The sequence below is a fragment of the Marinobacter shunpengi genome, assembly GCF_045449695.1.
GTDB lineage: Bacteria > Pseudomonadota > Gammaproteobacteria > Pseudomonadales > Oleiphilaceae > Marinobacter.
The window spans coordinates 26,018-41,413 of sequence record NZ_JBJJKZ010000012.1 but is presented as its reverse complement, the minus strand read 5'-3'; the positions used below and the strand labels follow the sequence as shown (position 1 = coordinate 41,413).

The 15,396-nt window shown below is 60.7% G+C and carries 15 protein-coding genes; 7 read left to right on the top strand and 8 right to left on the bottom strand.

The features are described 5' to 3' along the window. Nucleotides 1–590 precede the first annotated feature (590 nt). Both ACJO2E_RS06780 and ACJO2E_RS06775 read left to right on the top strand, forming a co-directional pair. Nucleotides 591–2,924 carry an AAA domain-containing protein gene (locus tag ACJO2E_RS06780; protein WP_406963070.1) on the top strand — a complete coding sequence of 778 codons (2,334 nt, stop codon included), beginning with the start codon at nucleotides 591–593 and terminating at the stop codon, nucleotides 2,922–2,924. 55 nt (nucleotides 2,925–2,979) lie between these two features. Next, complete coding sequence (locus tag ACJO2E_RS06775; protein ID WP_406963069.1) at nucleotides 2,980–3,927, top strand: AEC family transporter; 948 nt, start codon at nucleotides 2,980–2,982, stop codon at nucleotides 3,925–3,927. Nucleotides 3,928–3,934: 7 nt separating this feature from the next. Here ACJO2E_RS06775 and ACJO2E_RS06770 read toward each other — a convergent pair whose 3' ends face one another. The 8 genes from ACJO2E_RS06770 to ACJO2E_RS06735 all read right to left on the bottom strand — a co-directional run bounded on the left by ACJO2E_RS06770 (nucleotide 3,935) and on the right by ACJO2E_RS06735 (nucleotide 10,702). Then, entirely contained in the window at nucleotides 3,935–4,852 is a 918-nt protein-coding gene (locus ACJO2E_RS06770; RefSeq protein ID WP_406963067.1) for an ROK family protein, read from the bottom strand. A 9-nt stretch (nucleotides 4,853–4,861) separates the two neighbouring features. Further along, a complete protein-coding gene (locus tag ACJO2E_RS06765; RefSeq protein WP_406963065.1) occupies nucleotides 4,862–5,068 on the bottom strand; it encodes a DUF2905 domain-containing protein in 207 nt (68 codons plus the stop codon). Nucleotides 5,069–5,160: 92 nt separating this feature from the next. Next, complete coding sequence (locus ACJO2E_RS06760; RefSeq protein ID WP_406963063.1) at nucleotides 5,161–6,222, bottom strand: endonuclease/exonuclease/phosphatase family protein; 1,062 nt, start codon at nucleotides 6,220–6,222, stop codon at nucleotides 5,161–5,163. A 163-nt stretch (nucleotides 6,223–6,385) separates the two neighbouring features. After that, on the bottom strand, nucleotides 6,386–7,330 hold the full coding sequence (locus tag ACJO2E_RS06755; protein WP_406963061.1) for a sodium-dependent bicarbonate transport family permease: 945 nt from the start codon (nucleotides 7,328–7,330) through the stop codon (nucleotides 6,386–6,388). A 108-nt stretch (nucleotides 7,331–7,438) separates the two neighbouring features. Further along, complete coding sequence (locus ACJO2E_RS06750; protein ID WP_406963059.1) at nucleotides 7,439–7,810, bottom strand: DUF7352 domain-containing protein; 372 nt, start codon at nucleotides 7,808–7,810, stop codon at nucleotides 7,439–7,441. 58 nt (nucleotides 7,811–7,868) lie between these two features. Then, nucleotides 7,869–8,801 (bottom strand): LysR family transcriptional regulator, encoded by a 933-nt coding sequence (locus ACJO2E_RS06745; protein WP_406963057.1) that lies wholly within the window; start codon nucleotides 8,799–8,801, stop codon nucleotides 7,869–7,871. 81 nt (nucleotides 8,802–8,882) lie between these two features. Beyond that, a complete protein-coding gene (locus ACJO2E_RS06740) occupies nucleotides 8,883–9,716 on the bottom strand; it encodes a CheR family methyltransferase (protein WP_406963055.1) in 834 nt (277 codons plus the stop codon). 56 nt (nucleotides 9,717–9,772) lie between these two features. Then, the gene (locus ACJO2E_RS06735; RefSeq protein ID WP_406963053.1) at nucleotides 9,773–10,702 is read right to left on the bottom strand and encodes a chemotaxis protein CheV; all 930 of its coding nucleotides are present in this window, start codon (nucleotides 10,700–10,702) and stop codon (nucleotides 9,773–9,775) included. Between the two features lie 293 nt (nucleotides 10,703–10,995). Between ACJO2E_RS06735 and flgA the strand changes: the two genes are divergently transcribed. From flgA to mnmC, 5 genes are all read left to right on the top strand, one after another. Beyond that, nucleotides 10,996–11,700 (top strand): flagellar basal body P-ring formation chaperone FlgA, encoded by a 705-nt coding sequence (flgA, locus tag ACJO2E_RS06730; RefSeq protein WP_406963051.1) that lies wholly within the window; start codon nucleotides 10,996–10,998, stop codon nucleotides 11,698–11,700. A gap of 214 nt (nucleotides 11,701–11,914) precedes the next feature. Next, the gene (gene flgM / locus ACJO2E_RS06725) at nucleotides 11,915–12,244 is read left to right on the top strand and encodes a flagellar biosynthesis anti-sigma factor FlgM (RefSeq protein WP_406963049.1); all 330 of its coding nucleotides are present in this window, start codon (nucleotides 11,915–11,917) and stop codon (nucleotides 12,242–12,244) included. A gap of 8 nt (nucleotides 12,245–12,252) precedes the next feature. Further along, nucleotides 12,253–12,723: a flagella synthesis protein FlgN gene (locus tag ACJO2E_RS06720; RefSeq protein ID WP_406963047.1), complete on the top strand. Its 471-nt coding sequence runs from the start codon at nucleotides 12,253–12,255 to the stop codon at nucleotides 12,721–12,723. 123 nt (nucleotides 12,724–12,846) lie between these two features. After that, complete coding sequence (locus ACJO2E_RS06715) at nucleotides 12,847–13,479, top strand: peptidylprolyl isomerase (protein ID WP_406963045.1); 633 nt, start codon at nucleotides 12,847–12,849, stop codon at nucleotides 13,477–13,479. A 3-nt stretch (nucleotides 13,480–13,482) separates the two neighbouring features. Further along, entirely contained in the window at nucleotides 13,483–15,372 is a 1,890-nt protein-coding gene (mnmC, locus tag ACJO2E_RS06710; RefSeq protein ID WP_406963043.1) for a bifunctional tRNA (5-methylaminomethyl-2-thiouridine)(34)-methyltransferase MnmC2/FAD-dependent 5-carboxymethylaminomethyl-2-thiouridine(34) oxidoreductase MnmC1, read from the top strand. The last annotated feature ends 24 nt before the right edge of the window (nucleotides 15,373–15,396 follow it).

The window sequence follows — 15,396 nt, the reverse complement described above, 5'->3', positions numbered from 1 at the left end:
TGTTCAGAGAGGGATCGCTCGAAAATTTTATTGCTCGATATCGCATGGTCAGACAAGATTACCAGCTAATGGTTGGCCTCATTGGTTGCAGGCTCTTCAATACCGGCCTCAATTCGAATAATTTCACCCCAGACACACCTCTGTTCGTTGGCAGGATCGAAGATTTTCCTGTCAAGATGTACGGCAACCAAGAGAAGAAGCTGATCGATTTCTGTGATCTGGCGGTTAATCCGGCAATTGTGAATGACTTTCCGGATACTTCAGGGCTGACTCTGCCCCTTAGTAACAGCCAATGGGAAAAACTGCGCGATAAACTTGGACGAGATTATCGTCTAATGCTTGATAGTGCACTTCTCCCCAGTGTATGGCTTTGGCTTTGCAGGCGATCGCGTATCGCCAGTAGCGTACTCCACGAACTTAAGAGTCTATCGTCAGGACATTCTGATTTATCTGATCCGGTCGCCGTGCTTACGGGCTGCCCAAGAACCCAAGATGACCCGGAAATACGAAGTACGCCAAGTCTCCTTCCTAATAGCGTGACCAAGGCCCAGGAACAGGCAATACTCAACGGCGCCAGATTTCCCTTAAGTGTGATCAACGGACCACCCGGAACCGGCAAGACCCACACCATTGCCTGCCAGGTGCTGGATGCGGTCATTAACCAGCGCAGCACCCTCGTCGTCTGTAGCAATGATCAGTCGGCGGATGTCGTCCGCGACAAGATTGCCGCTATGCTCGAGGGAGCGGAACATGTTGTCCTTCGCCCTGGCCGCGGCAACTATCAGCAGGATCTGGTGGACCAGATCAACCAGTGGCTCGAGGGCGATCAGGAGCCCCCGGAGGATGAGGCCACCCTTGCACGGACCGCCGAACGGCTGGAGCGCACTTCCCGGCGCTTTCGCCATGCCGAAGGGTCGTTCTTCCGGGCTGTTGCAGACGCCGAGCGGTCTACCGAGGCCGGCGTCGGGCCCAGTGCCTGGCTGAGGCGTTGGTGGTCAGCCCTTCGCACCTGGCGTTCGCCCTTGCTCACCCAGCGCTGGCAGGAACTTCAGATGTCGATTTCCGATCACCAGGCCTGCATGCACGATTATCTCCTGCAACAGCTTGATGCCCGGCTCTCCGGGCTGCTGGCCAATCACCGCGATGCCCTGGCCACCCTTTCCATGGCCCTGCGCTCCAGGGCGAGCCATCGGCGCAATGAGCGCTTTGAGGCTCTGGACTGGTCAACCCTCACCCAGGTCTTCCCGGTCTGGATCGTGTCCGCGGGTGACCTGAGCGACGCGGTCCCCATGACCACCGAGCTTTTCGACCTGGTCATTGTGGATGAGGCTACCCAGTGCAATCTGCCCCAGGCGCTGCCGGCCCTGCAACGGGGCAAGCGGGCCGTGATCGTTGGCGATCCCCGGCAACTCCGGCATTACTCCTTCCTGGCCCGCAAGGTTCAGGAGGAAGCGGTTCTCAGGCATGACCTTAAGAACGCCACACTGGATCTCGACTACCGTTCCCGGTCTCTGCTCGACTACGCGATAGACGCCCTGCCTCACCGCAACGCCTTGTCGTTCCTGGATGAACATTTCCGTAGTAACCCGATGCTGATCGACTTCAGCAATGACCGTTTCTACCAGAAACGCATCAAGATACTGACCACCCATCGCCAGAACCAGCCGGACCAGCCGCTGCAGACCATGGCGTGCCCGGTAGAGGAGAAGGACAATGTCAACCTGGCGGAGGTGGAACGGGTGGTGGAAACGCTCCACACCCTGATCAACCAGTACCGGGACTCGTCGAGCCCGCCCGGTATCGGGGTGCTTGGAATGGTCAGGGCCACGGCGATGATGCTTGAAGACCGCATTACCAGGGAGATCTCCCTGGAGGACATCAGCCGCCACCAGTTACGGGTCGGCACGCCCTACGCCTTCCAGGGGGATGAGCGGGATATCATGCTGGTGGCTTCCTGCGCATGGCCAGGTCAGGTCCACGGCACACAGCGTTACCTGGAACGGGATGACGTCTTCAATGTGGCGATCACCCGGGCCCGCCAGCGTCAGGTGTTCTTCCATGGTGAGGGGCTTATCGAGGCGGAGCCCGAACGGCTGGCGAGCCGGTACGTTCGCCACGGGCAGCAGTTCCGCAAGGATCATGCTCACCACGAATCAACGGCAACAGCCAGTGATCCCATTCTTGAGACGCTGTCCACCTGGTTTGCCAACCGGGGGCTGAGGGCCCGCCCCAACCTGCCGTTTGCCGGCCAGGTAGTGGAACTGGCCGTGGAAACGGAGGAACAGCTTGTGGCCATTGACCTTGTGGGTCGCCGGGACGCCGGCTGTGAAGTCGGCAAGGCCTGGGACGCCGCCCGCTACCGGCTGCTGGAACGGGCGGGACTGGTACTGGCTCCCATCGCCCGCCAGCACTGGCTGAAGCGGCGTGATGAGGTACTGGCGGACCTGGAACACCGGCTTTCCATTGACAAACACGGTGCTCCGCTGAACCAGCCCCTGAAATCGCCGCTCTATCGTCGACTGAAGGAGCTGGGCCCAGTGAACGGTTCCGGCGGGCCGTCACCCGCTGAACTCTTCGACCGCCTCCACAAGGCGGGAAACCTGGTGGAGTTCTGGTTGAAACAGCACTTCGCCCCCGATGAACTGACCTACCAGCGCTATAATCAGACCCGGATCTCCCTGCTCCGCCAGGCCGAGCGCAAACTCGAGGGCATCTGCCTGATCCTGGAGAGTTTCCGGGAGCTCGGCGCGCCCGAGGATTTGCAGGAAGCGATCACCAGCCGGATCGCGGAATGCGATCAGGCGGTGAGCTCGCTGGTGAACCTGGCCCGGGAACTGGCCGAGCTGGGAACCACTGACATGGCCTCTACCATGGATGAGCTGCAGCGTCTCACGGACAGAGTCTCCGACTATCGGCTCAATTGACAGAGTTGAGTGCAGTCCTTAACGTTAGCAGGCTCCACAACCACCCGGTGCCACCATGACCCTTGCCGAGATCTTCCTCAGGACCCTTGAGACCACCCTGCCCGTTTTTGCCATGGTCTTTATTGGTCTAGGTCTGCGTAAGCTCCGCTGGATCGACTCCGACTTTGTAAACACCGCATCAGCCCTGGTCTTCCGTGCCACGCTGCCAACGCTGATCTTCCTCAGCATCCTGCGGGCGGATCTGGACACGGCCCTAAACCCCGGTCTGCTCGGCTTTTTCCTGCTGGCCACCCTGGGCAGTTTCGCACTGGCCTGGCTGTGGGCGCTGTGGCGGGTGCCGAGGCCAGACCGGGGCGTCTACGTCCAGGGCTGCTTCCGTGGCAACTGCGGCATTGTGGGGCTGGCCCTGGCCGCCAGCATGTATGGCGACTACGGCCTGTCTGCCGGGGGTATCCTGCTGGGGCTGGTGATTATCTCCTACAACATCCTCTCGGTCGTGGTCCTGCTGACCTACCAGTCAGAACAGAAGCTCCGCTGGGGGCACATCCTGGGTGATATCGCACGCAATCCACTCATCCTGGCGGTCGTCATAGCCGTGCCCTTCGCCTGGTGGGATATCGTATTGCCGCAATGGGTCATGACCAGTGGCGACTACTTTGCCTCCCTCACCCTGCCCCTGGCTCTGCTCTGCATCGGCGCCACCATCTCCGTCAACGCTATTCGCAGCGACAGTGGCCCGGCCTTCGGGGCCGCCGGTTTCAAGATGCTGACCCTGCCAGCCCTCTGCACCGGCGCTGCCTATCTACTGGGATTCGAGGGGCGGGAGCTGGGCCTGATGTTCCTGTACTTCGCCAGTCCCACTGCCGCCGCCAGCTTTGTGATGGTAAAAGCCCTGGGCGGAAATGCCCGCATGGCCGCCAATATTGTCGCCATGACTACACTTCTGGCCAGTGTCACCATCACCCTCGGAGTGTTTGTCCTGGAGAGTGCGGGAGCTATCTGACCGCCATTCAGCTTCCTGTCCCGCCAAGCCAGGCGGCACCACGCACGCCACTGGAATCGCCATGGGTCGCGCGGACCACCGGGGTATCGCACTCTCCCCCGAACACATGGTGTCGCAGCCGTTGCGGCAATGCCTCGTAGATCGCCGCCACATTGGACATACCACCCCCCAGTACGATGATGTCCGGGTCCACCACATTGATCACCGCTGCCAGCCCCCGGGCCAGTTGATCCAGATATTGGTTCAGGGTTTCCCGTGCCTGTTTCTGACCCTCCCGGGCGGCGGTAACGATGGCGTGAGTGGTGGCGGTCTCACCCCAAAGCAGCCGGTGGGTCAGGGCCATGCCAGTGCCGGAAAGGAAGGTTTCGTTACATCCATTACGCCCGCAGAAACAGGGACGCGCGTGGAGTTCTTCATCCGGTGTCCAGGGCAAGGGAATATGGCCCCACTCCCCGGCAACGCCATTGGGGCCGGTCAGCGGCCTGCGGTTGACACTGATACCGGCACCACAGCCGGTTCCCAGGATGGCAGCGAACACCACCTCATGGCCGACGCCGGCGCCATCGGTGGCTTCCGACAGGGCCAGGCAGTTGGCATCATTGGTGAGAGTCACAGGTCGGTCCAGCAACCTGGCCAGGTCATCCGCCATGGGTTGGCCATTGAGCCAGGTGGAGTTGCCGTTCTTGACCCGACCGGTCAGCCGGGAGACGGAACCGGGAATACCCACCCCCACCGATAGCCCCTGGTAACCGGCGTGACGTTCCGCCTCAGAAACCAGCTCCGCGATGGTTTCCAGGGTGCCTGGATAGTCATTGCGGGGTGTGGGCAGGCGTTGGCGGAAGTGCTCGTTGCTGTGGTGATCCAACAGGATCACCTCGGTCTTGGAGCCGCCCAGGTCAATGCCGATCAGCCAGTCTTCCTTCATGGGCACTATTCACCGGTTGAACAGGTTTAGCAGGATGGTCAGCACCACGCTGATCACGATCATGGAGGTGATGGGAATGAACACCTGCGTACGGTCCGACCGCCAGTGGAGATCCCCCGGCAACTTGCCGAACCACTGCACCAGACCGGGCGCAAAATGGAGAATCAACCCGATCACCACCAGAACCACTCCGGCGAGGATGAACCAGCGTGCCATGGATGAAGGCCTCCCGTTCCAGCTCGTAGTGCTCGCGTTACGGTTTACAGAATGCAGGAAGGACCACCCTGACGCAAAACGCCCCGGCATGGTCAGGATTCCTGCTCCCGGGCTTTTCCTTCCCGGATGGTTTCCCGGGCTTCCTGTCGATCCTCGCCGTCAGCCTCGGGAGCCTCGTGTTCGTCGGCCCGGGAGGGGCAGTAGCACAGGGTTACCAGGATCGGGAAGTGATCCGAGCCAAAATAATCCAGTCGCTCGATGTGACCGACGGTGAAATGCTCGCTGGTGAAGACGTGGTCCAGGGGCCAACGCAGGAACCAGTGCCCGGCGTGGAAAGTACTGAACATGCCCCGCCCGCGCCGGGGGTCCAGCATGCTGCTTACCTTACAGAACAACCGTGTGGTACGTGACCAGGCCACATCGTTCAGGTCGCCGGCCACCACCGAGGGGTGCCCCGCCTCGCGGATCTCCCGCCCTATCAGCAACAGCTCCGCATCCCGCCACAGGGATTCCTTGCTCTCACTGGGCGCCGGTGGTCTGGGGTGGACCGCATGGAAACGGATCCTGTAGCCAGCAGGCAATTTCAGCCAGCCGTGGATGGAGGGAATATCGTCCTGGATCAGATACTTCACTTCCGATTCTTCCAGGGACAACCGGGAATACAGGTGCATGCCGTAGAGGTTGTCCAGGGGAATACGGATGATACAGGGCCAGTCACCAAAGGCCTCGTCCAACCGGTCGCCCCACCACTGGTCCGATTCCAGGGTCAGTAGCACGTCCGGCTCCCGGTCCCGGACCTGGCGTATCAGGTCGTCGCTGTTCCGATTGGAGGTCAGCACGTTGGCGACCATCAGGGTGAAACACCGGTCTTCCTGCCCTGGCTCGGCAGGCTGGACCTGCAACGGCCAAAGACGGGTCCAGGGAAGGATACGAAAAAGCTGTACGGTAAGCACGAACAGCCCCACCCCCAACACCCACCAGCGCCAGGGCGTGTCGGCAAGGGGCGACAGCACCATCACGGCCAGCGCCAGGGTTGCTATCTGGAGGCGGGGAAATTCACAGGCCCTGGCCCACCAGTCATGTATTGGCACCCTTCCCAGTACCGTGACCGCGAGCAGTACCAGGGCGGCACTGAGAAGAATAGGTCCTGTCATCTGGTCTCCCGACTACAGTGGGTTCAGCAACTGCCTTTGTCATCCCCGGCACTGAAGACCGCCATACACCCTGACGTCTTCCCTGCGTTCATCCATCACCATAGCAAATTATGACTTTTTCAGCGTGCTCTCCGGGAGCCCCCAGCCGGCCGGAACTACTGTCTCAGGCCGTGAGCCAACCAGCAAACAACCCATACAGCGGAATACCCAGCATGACATTGAACGGAAATGTCATACCAAGAGACGCCAGCATCGCCATGCCGATATCGGCATCAGGAATGGCGTGTCGCACTGCCACGGGTGCCGCAATATAGGACGCACTGGCGGTCAGGGTTGCCAGGATCACCAGGTTGCCCGTTTCAAGACCGATCCACGCCCCTGCCAGAAGCCCCGGCAATGCCATTAGCGGCGGCGCTGCTACCGCAAAAACCAGCAGTTTCCAGTCCCCCAGCCGCAGGCGACGAAGGGTTTCAGAGGCCACCAGTCCCATCTCGAGGAGGAACAGAGCCAGGATCAGTGAAAAGGCCTCAGTGAGTGGGGCAGTCACCTTGTCGCCGTCGGCGTAACCATAGAGCATGCCGATAATGACACCCCCAACCAGAAGAACCACGCTGCGGTTGGTGAGGGTTTCCTGCCATAACGGGATCGAACCTGTATCACGGGGCCTTTCACCGGAGAAACGGCGGTAGAACCAGAGCCCCATCAGAATAGCGGGCAGTTCGAGCAATACCAGGTACAGGGTGACCTCTCCGCCCGTTGGCAATGAGCGTGCCTCGACCCAGGCCATAGCCACTGCAAAGGTTCCCGCGCTGACGGAGCCATAATGGCAGCACAGGCTGGCGGCATTGGCCACATTCAGACCAACCACGTATCGCAACACCGGAAACAGCACGAATGGCAACACAAAGCCGAGCGCCGCGACCACCGCCAGTTCAGCAAAAAGTTCGACACTGAGGTTGCCGTGCAGCGCCATGCCACCTTTCAATCCGATGGTGAGCATCAGCAACAGACTGAGCACGTCGTAGGCGGCCTTGGGAATTTCCAGGTCTGATCGCAGGGCCCCGGCAACCAGGCCCAGCAGGAAGAACATTACAACAATATCCGGCATTTGAAATCTCTGAGGTAGGTGGCTCAGAAGAGCCATTCAGGCTCTGCCTGGTAACGTGCGAAAAAAAAGGCCCGCGGTGGGCCCTCAAAGGTTCAGTGTGTCGGTCACTCAGTTCGCTGCAATGGGCCGATAACGCGTCTGACCTATCAATGCAGGATCTGCAGTGTGTCGTTCGGACGCCTCCACCGTGGACGAAACTGCCCCGGCGGGCACCTCAAATACGTGGTAGGCCTCCGGGCCGAAAGGGTCAAGTGCCGTGCCGAGGTATTGATAGTTTTCGGGCACCGGCTCACCGGAGAACGCGACCCGGAACCGTCGCTCCACGGTGGGAGTCGTCACTTTCAAAGGCTGTTCGATCCAGAGATAAACCCCCTTCTCCGATACCAGATATTCGCACCGTACCACTCGGAATCCGTTCTTCAGGGTGAGACGGGTAGTTTCCTTGCCTGCATTGATACGGAATTTGTGAATGGTTTTCATGGGCGGTCTCCTGTGTCATCGACAGGCCAATACTGCATTGCGGGAAGCTCGCAATGAATCAACTTTTCTGAGCAGTATTGTTCGCTTTTTTCGAACCACTCTGCAGGTCCGGCCGTGGCTGGACGATGGCCTCCACTGCTGGGTGATGGACGCGGCCAGCGCGAGTCACCGCATAGAGTATATCCTGCACATCATCAATACGGGCTACGGTTTCCACCTTGTATTGCCGGCAGACCTCATCGGCAATCGCCGTGGGGGCAGCAAAATAGCCCAGCCCTTCCCGTCCGAAAACCTTGATAAGAGCGCTATCATCCACCTCCGCCACCACCCGCACCTTCACCTGTTTGCGGGCAAACCAGTTCATCAGTTCCGTAAAGTAGGGAGCGTCCACCGAAGTGGCCAGAAACGGCGCACCGTCGAGGCTTCCTGGAAATCCCTCTCGCAGGGATGTTGACAGTGGTGCGGAGGCAAACAGGGAGATGGATGAACTCGCAAGGCGGTGGGCCAGGAACGAACCGGCCTGACCGGGGCCGGGTTGCCGGTCGGTAAGCACCACTTCCAGCTCTTTTCTTGCCAACCGCTCCAACAAGCTGTTGTTGTCACCGGTCCGGCAGTGCAGGCGCACTTCGCGACTCAGCCCCAGGGCCGGCTCCAGCAGGTGGTAGGCGATTAGCTTGTGAATCGATGCCGACAACCCGACGGTCAGCGAGAGCGGGCGGTTCTCGGGAGGCCGACGGACCATTTCAGTCAGGGATTCAGCAACCCTGAACATATCATCCGCATAGCCATACACCGCGTTGCCAAAATCTGTCAGCTTCAGGGATCGGTTCCTGCGCAGGAACAGCGGACCACCCAGTTCGTTCTCCAGGGTTGCGAGCTGGCCGCTAAGGGTCTGAGGGGTAAGATCGAGTATTTCACTGGCGCGCTGAATGCCCCCCTCCCGGGCGATCACCCAGAAATAATAGAGATGACGGAAATTGATCGGGTTCATCCGGATTGTTCCATGGCCACGCTGATGTCAGCCGGATTCCGGTTCAGTGATCGTGGGGAATCCGGTGGCTGTTGCCAGTCGTTACTGTTTACGGCGGTAAATAATACCGGGATGACACTGGACCATTTCGTACAGGTGGGACAAGCCGTTGAGCGATTCCGAAGCCCCCAGTATGAGGTAGCCCCCCGGATTCAGGCAACTGTGCATCCTGGTGAGGATGTCCCGTTTATGTTCCCCGGAAAAGTAGATCAGTACGTTGCGACAGAAGATCAGGTCGAACCGCCCCAGCACGTAACGGTCCATCAGGTTCAGCTCCCGGAATTCCACCATACGCTGCACCTGGGGCTTAACCTTCCAGCCGCCACTGGGCAGGGCGGTGAAGAAATGCCGAAGCCGTTCCTGGGAGAGACCACGGCCCAGGGCCAGCATCTCATATTCTCCCCGCTTGGCCGTATCCAGCACCGAGCGGGAGATGTCAGTGGCGGTGATCCTCACCTCGTTCTTCAGCCGACCGGGCTGGAATCGCTTGTATTCCTCGATGGCCATGGCAATGGAATAGGGTTCCTGTCCGGTGGAGCAGGCAGCAGACCAGATCCTCAGGGGCTGGGTGTTGCCCCTTGCCGCCAGCTCCGGCAGCAGTTTTTCGGAGAGGATACGGAACGGATGGGTATCCCGGAACCAGAGGGTTTCATTGGTGGTCATCGCATCGATGACCGTTTCCTTCAGTTGCGTGGATCCGGGGCGCTGCAGACGTTGCAACAGGTCGCCCAGGGACTCCAGCGCATTGTCCTCAAGAAGCCGGCGTAAACGGCTTTTCACCAGGTACTGTTTGTTATCACCCAACAGGATGCCAGACGCATCCTGCAGGAATTTCTTGAAGGCATCATATTCCTGGGGAGTGATGTCTGCTTTCATCAGATCTCTGCGGTCGATTGAAATGTCAGACGGGAGTGCCGATGCCGGCAGGCCCGTTATTCACGGTCGAGTATTTCCATCACCCGCTCAGCAAGCTCGTCGGGGCTGAACTTCGCCATGAAATCGTCAGCCCCTACCTTCTGCACCATTGCCCGATTGAAAATACCGCTCAACGACGTATGGAGCATAATGTACAGGTCTTTGAGTGCCGGGTCATTTTTGCATCTTGCGACCAGAGTGTAGCCGTCCATTTCGGGCATCTCTACATCGGAGATCACCATGGAGACGTGGTCCGTGATCCGGCTGCCGTCGGCGATGATCTCTTTCAGGTACTCCAGCGCCTGCTTGCCATCATTGCGGGACTCCACCTCCAGACCAATGGCGGTCAGGCAGCGGACCATCTGGCGCCGGGCTACCGATGAGTCATCCACGACCAGAATCGGACGGGAAGCACTGCGGTCCCGGGTATTGCGGGAGAGAACTTCCTCACCCACATCTTCCTTGAGGGGGGACACCTCGGACAGCACCTTTTCAACATCGATTACCTCAACCAGGGCATCGTCCAGACGGGTCACCGCCGTCAGGTAGACTTCCTTTCCGGCACCCTTGGGGGGTGGCATGATGTCCTCCCAGTTCATGTTCACGATCCGGTCGACTCCGGATACCAGGAATCCCTGGGTGCGCCGGTTATATTCGGTGATGATCACGAAGCTGGTGGACACCTGGTCGTGCGGCAGCGCCGGCCCGCCGATTGCCATGGACAGATCGATGATGGGAATGGTCTCTCCACGGATATGAGACACGCCCCGCACCACCGAGCGGCTGTTGGGAATGGAGGTCAGCCTGGGACACTGCAGCACTTCCTTGACCTTGAAGACGTTAATGCCATAAAGCTGACGCCCCCGGAGGCGGAACAGCAACAACTCAAGGCGATTCTCCCCCACCAGCTGGGTGCGTTGGTTAACACTGTCAAGGACGCCTGCCATTCGAAACTCCCGGAAACTGTGCTGGCAGCTCACCGCCCCGGAGAATCCTCAAGGGCAGACCGGGCACAGTAGTTGCTTAGTTATAGATATATGGCCAGGAAAGTGGACGGAGCGACAAGAACCCGACGATCCAGCTTCCTTAATGCCTCAGTCGTCGCATTGTAGCGTCGCCCGGGGCTGAGGTATGTAACGGCTGGTATCCGGGAAAGTTTAGAGCCTCTGCAGGAGCCCGGCTCCACCGACAACCACGTTTTCTGGCGCCTTTTGAGACAGCATAGGACAAAGCCGGCCAAATGCGCAGTTTAATTGCCATCATCCTTATCGCCATCAGTGCCAGTACCGCCCTGGCGGCTGACTCGACGGGTCCGGATGACATTCTGGCCGCCGGTCGGGCCTTCATGGAGGATTTCGTCCGCCAACAGGAGGACGAAGGACTCGAGGCAAGTTTCACCCTCGGCAGTCTGGATCCGCGCCTCAAGCTGGCCCCCTGCGCGGACGGGCGGATTGACGTTGAGTTCAGTAGCGACCCAATGGAATCCACCCAGCCATCCCTGCTGGTTTCCTGTCAGGGTGAGCGGCCCTGGCGGATGTACCTGTCGGTATCCCTTGAAATTCACGGCGATGCCCTGGTAGCAGCCAGACCCCTGAACCGGGGTGACCGGATTACCCGCGCCATGGTAACCACAGAGCGGGTTCAGGTGAACTCAGTGCGGCAAGGAACCATCACCCGGCTGGATAACCTGGTCGGACTGGAAATGAAGCGCTCCGTCAGGGCCGGTACGCCCTTCACGCCGCACCTGGTGATGACGCCGGATGCCGTGGCACGGGGCGACCATGTTATGATTACTGCCCGCAACCAGGGGTTCGCCGTGAGTACCCGGGGCAAGGCACTGGCCAACGCCCGGATCGGCGAGCAGGTGCTGGTGGAGAACCTGTCGTCGTCCCGGACGTTGCGGGCCCGGGTAGTGGCACCGGGTCAGGTTGAGGTGGCCATGTAGTAGGCGGCATGAACAGTACGCGGCAAGAACCTGCCGGAACAGGCATCGGATTGCCGGCAGCAAGCCGCTGCTAAGGGGATAGAGGGTAACCGGTTCACACCCCCACAAAAGATGAACAAAGTTTTACTCAAGAAAGGGCCAAACCCGTCGATAAACGGGCAAGACCCAAATTTCGACCGCCACGGAGCGGCAAGCAGCTAGAGAAGGTATCGTCATGGCAGTTAACTTTAACGGCATTGGCAACAATCAGGTTAACTCCCCCAAAACCACCACGGACAAGGCCCCTGACGCCAAAACCGGCAACCAGCCGGCGCCCGCCGAACAGGCCGGCAAGCAGGCCCAGTCCGCCCGTGGCGAGAACGTCAACCTGAGCAAACAGGCCAAGGAGCTCAGGCAGATGGGAGAGAAACTGGACAGTTATCCGGAAGTGGACGACAGCCGCGTGGAAGCTATTCGCGCTGCACTGGCGGACGGTTCCTACAAGGTGGATGCGGAGAAAGTGGCCCAGAAAATGCTTGAGATGGATAAAAGCATTTTCGGGTGAGGTAAACCATGGCCACCGTAGACAGACTCCAGGCACTCCTTAACCAGGACCTGGACCAGCTCCGGCAACTCGCAACGCTGCTGGAGGAAGAGAAGGCCCTGTTGGCCAATGCGGATGTCCGCGCCATCGAGCCGCTGACGGAACAGAAGAACACGCTCCTGACCAGTATCCGGGAACGTGCCCGCCAAAAGGTGCACCTGCTGGTCGAAATGGGATTCCGGCCGGATCAGGGGCACCCCTCCCGCTTTATCCGCAGCGCCGGACTCAGCGATCTCTACCGGAGCTGGGAACAGGCCCAGGCCGCCCTCGCCGACTGCCATACCCTGAACCAGCAGAACAGCAAGGTGGTCAGCCACCTCCAGGCACGGCTTGCAAAGCTCACGGATATCTTCCGCGGCAGTTCCGGGCAGCAGAAACTGTACGGTGCCAGTGGCCAGCAAACCTCCGTTGGCCAGAGAAACATCCTCGCCAGCGCCTAGTGTCCGACGGCAATCAGGCGCACAAGAATCCAGACGAATTGGTAATTTGCCCGGCAACCGGGGGTCACTGGCCCCACGGTTTCTGGTAAACTTCGGGCGGTCATTCACCGAACGGAGCTCGTCATGGACCGCCTGCGCATTCACACCCCTGCCGCCAGCCTGAACCACTTCGCGGCGATCATCACGCTGCTGCTGGCCATGCTTGGATGGACCCTTTCCGCCCAGGCCCAGGACGCATCCGCTGACAATGACGATCTGCCCCAGGTGCGGGTATCCACCACCGAAGGCGCCTTCGACATTCGCCTCCGGCCGGACATCGCCCCCGACACCGTGGCCAATTTCCTTGATTACGTGGAGCAGGGCTTCTACGACGGCACCACCTTCCACCGGGTGATTCCCGGCTTTATGATCCAGGGCGGCGGCTTCGACAGCGACCTCCGCAGGAAAGCCACCGACGACCCCATCAGGAACGAGTCCCGGCAGACCGCCAAGAACCTCCGTGGCACCATTGCCATGGCCCGGACCCAGAATCCGGACTCCGCCACCTCCCAGTTCTTTATTAACCTGGCGGACAATCCGCACCTGAACGCCACCCGCTCACGACCCGGCTATGCCGTGTTTGGCTCCGTGACCCAGGGAATGGGGGCGGTGGACGCCATCGCCAACGTACAGACCACCCGCGCCAACGGCATGGCCGATGTACCGGTGGAACCGGTCGTCATCCAGTCGATCCGACTTATCGACAACGAGCAGTAGCCCATGGAACCACTCGCCCCATCCCTGCCTTCCATTGAACCGGCAACCCTGGAGTGGCGCGACGGCCAGCCTGTGTCCGCCCGCTTCGGTGACGTGTATTTCAGCCGGGAGAACGGACTGGAGGAAACCCGCTATGTGTTCCTGGGTCAGAACCGCCTGCCCGACCGTTTCGCCAGCCTGAACGAGGGCGACACCTTTGTGATCGGGGAGACAGGATTCGGCACCGGACTGAACTTCCTGGCGGCCTGGCAGGCCTTCCGGGACCATGCCCCGTCCGGTGCCAGCCTGCATTTTGTCTCCGTTGAACGCTACCCCCTGAAGGCCGACGACCTTCGTCAGGCCCTTGCCCTCTGGCCAGAACTGTCGCCATTGGCCGAGACGCTTCAGCAGCAGTATCCGCCGCTGGTCACGGGCTGTCACAGACTGGTACTGGACAGTGGCCGGGTCCGCCTGACCCTCTATCTGGGCGATGCAGTGGACGCCCTGGAAGATCTTTCGTTCCGGGCCGATGCCTGGTTCCTGGACGGCTTCGCCCCGGCCTGCAACCCGGACCTCTGGGAACAACGGATTATTGAGCTGGTTCACGGCCACAGCCGCCCCGGAGCCACCTTGGCCACCTTCACCTCCGTTGGCCGTATCCGCCGGGGGTTTGCCGAGGCCGGATTCCGGATGGAGAAGGTCGCCGGATTCGGCCACAAACGGGACATGATTCGGGGTGAACTGCCCGATAATGGTCGCCAGACCTGTGAAGCCCCCAGGTCTGTCCTGGTGGTGGGCGCAGGACTGGCCGGCAGCCTGCTGGCCCGCAACCTGGCGGAACGGGGTGTGCGGGTGACCGTCGCCGATCAGGCCGAAGGACCCGGCGCCGGGGCGTCCGGCAATGCCCAGGGCGCCCTGTATGCCAAGCTGGGCGTGCAGTTCAATGCCCAGACACAACTCAGCCTGGCGGCCCTGCTCCACGCACAGCGCTACTACCCGCTGAATACTCCTGACGTCTGGCACCACACCGGCCTGTTGATGATGGCCGGGTCGGAGCAAGAGCAGCAGCGTCAACAGAAGTTCCTGCAACAGAACCAGTATCCCGAGAGCGTCCTGCGCCCGGTTTCCGCCGAACAGGCCGCCACGCTCACCGGCGCGCCCTGCCCCGAAGGCGGGCTCTGGTTCGGGCAATCCGGCTGGCTGGAGCCGGCACGCCTGTGCCGTACCCTGCTGGAGCACCCGAATATCCAGGCCGAGTTCGGCTTCCGGGCCACCCGCCTGCTGCCCTGCAACAGCCGCTGGTGCCTCTCCGGAGAAGGTCGGCAGGACCTGCTGGCCGATGCAGTGGTCATTGCCGCCGGCCATCAGACACGTTCACTGATGCCGGTACTGGGCGACTACCGCATGAAAGCCATACGCGGCCAGGTGACGGCGCTGCCGGTTGCCTCCCTCACGGCCCAACCCCGGGCCGTGGTCACCGGAACCCGCTACCTGAATCCGCCAATGGATGGTCAGGTGATCACTGGCGCCACCTTCGACCTGCATGATCCCGACCCACAGGAACGGCTCAGCAGCCACCAGGAAAACATCGATGCACTGGCCGACATGTTGCCGGGTGTACTCAGTGAAGAAAACCCGGCGTCCTCAGCTTCCGGACGGGTCTCCTTCCGCTGCACCACCCATGACTACCAGCCAATCGCCGGCCCCCTGGTCAATGGTGAGGCGCAGGTACTGGACGGCGCCTGGCTGTTCACCGGCCTGGGTAGCAAGGGGCTGATGTGGGCCCCGCTACTGGCGGAATACCTGGCGGACTGTCTCTGTGACCAGCCGGTTGCCCTGCCCCGGTCCCTGGCTGCGAGGGTTGATCCCAAGCGCTGTCTCGCCGAGCCGGTGGCAACCAGCCGCATTGCCTGATTTGCGTTCCAGTTTTTTCCCTGT

Excerpts from the sequence above, each read along its gene's own strand:
- ACJO2E_RS06775 (WP_406963069.1), top strand. The coding sequence starts at position 2,980 with ATGACCCTTGCCGAGATCTTCCTCAGGACCCTTGAGACCACCCTGCCC.
- ACJO2E_RS06770 (WP_406963067.1), bottom strand. The coding sequence starts at position 4,852 with ATGAAGGAAGACTGGCTGATCGGCATTGACCTGGGCGGCTCCAAGACC.
- ACJO2E_RS06765 (WP_406963065.1), bottom strand. The coding sequence starts at position 5,068 with ATGGCACGCTGGTTCATCCTCGCCGGAGTGGTTCTGGTGGTGATCGGG.
- ACJO2E_RS06760 (WP_406963063.1), bottom strand. The coding sequence starts at position 6,222 with ATGACAGGACCTATTCTTCTCAGTGCCGCCCTGGTACTGCTCGCGGTC.
- ACJO2E_RS06755 (WP_406963061.1), bottom strand. The coding sequence starts at position 7,330 with ATGCCGGATATTGTTGTAATGTTCTTCCTGCTGGGCCTGGTTGCCGGG.
- ACJO2E_RS06750 (WP_406963059.1), bottom strand. The coding sequence starts at position 7,810 with ATGAAAACCATTCACAAATTCCGTATCAATGCAGGCAAGGAAACTACC.
- ACJO2E_RS06745 (WP_406963057.1), bottom strand. The coding sequence starts at position 8,801 with ATGAACCCGATCAATTTCCGTCATCTCTATTATTTCTGGGTGATCGCC.
- ACJO2E_RS06740 (WP_406963055.1), bottom strand. The coding sequence starts at position 9,716 with ATGAAAGCAGACATCACTCCCCAGGAATATGATGCCTTCAAGAAATTC.
- ACJO2E_RS06735 (WP_406963053.1), bottom strand. The coding sequence starts at position 10,702 with ATGGCAGGCGTCCTTGACAGTGTTAACCAACGCACCCAGCTGGTGGGG.
- flgA (WP_406963051.1), top strand. The coding sequence starts at position 10,996 with ATGCGCAGTTTAATTGCCATCATCCTTATCGCCATCAGTGCCAGTACC.
- flgM (WP_406963049.1), top strand. The coding sequence starts at position 11,915 with ATGGCAGTTAACTTTAACGGCATTGGCAACAATCAGGTTAACTCCCCC.
- ACJO2E_RS06720 (WP_406963047.1), top strand. The coding sequence starts at position 12,253 with ATGGCCACCGTAGACAGACTCCAGGCACTCCTTAACCAGGACCTGGAC.
- ACJO2E_RS06715 (WP_406963045.1), top strand. The coding sequence starts at position 12,847 with ATGGACCGCCTGCGCATTCACACCCCTGCCGCCAGCCTGAACCACTTC.
- mnmC (WP_406963043.1), top strand. The coding sequence starts at position 13,483 with ATGGAACCACTCGCCCCATCCCTGCCTTCCATTGAACCGGCAACCCTG.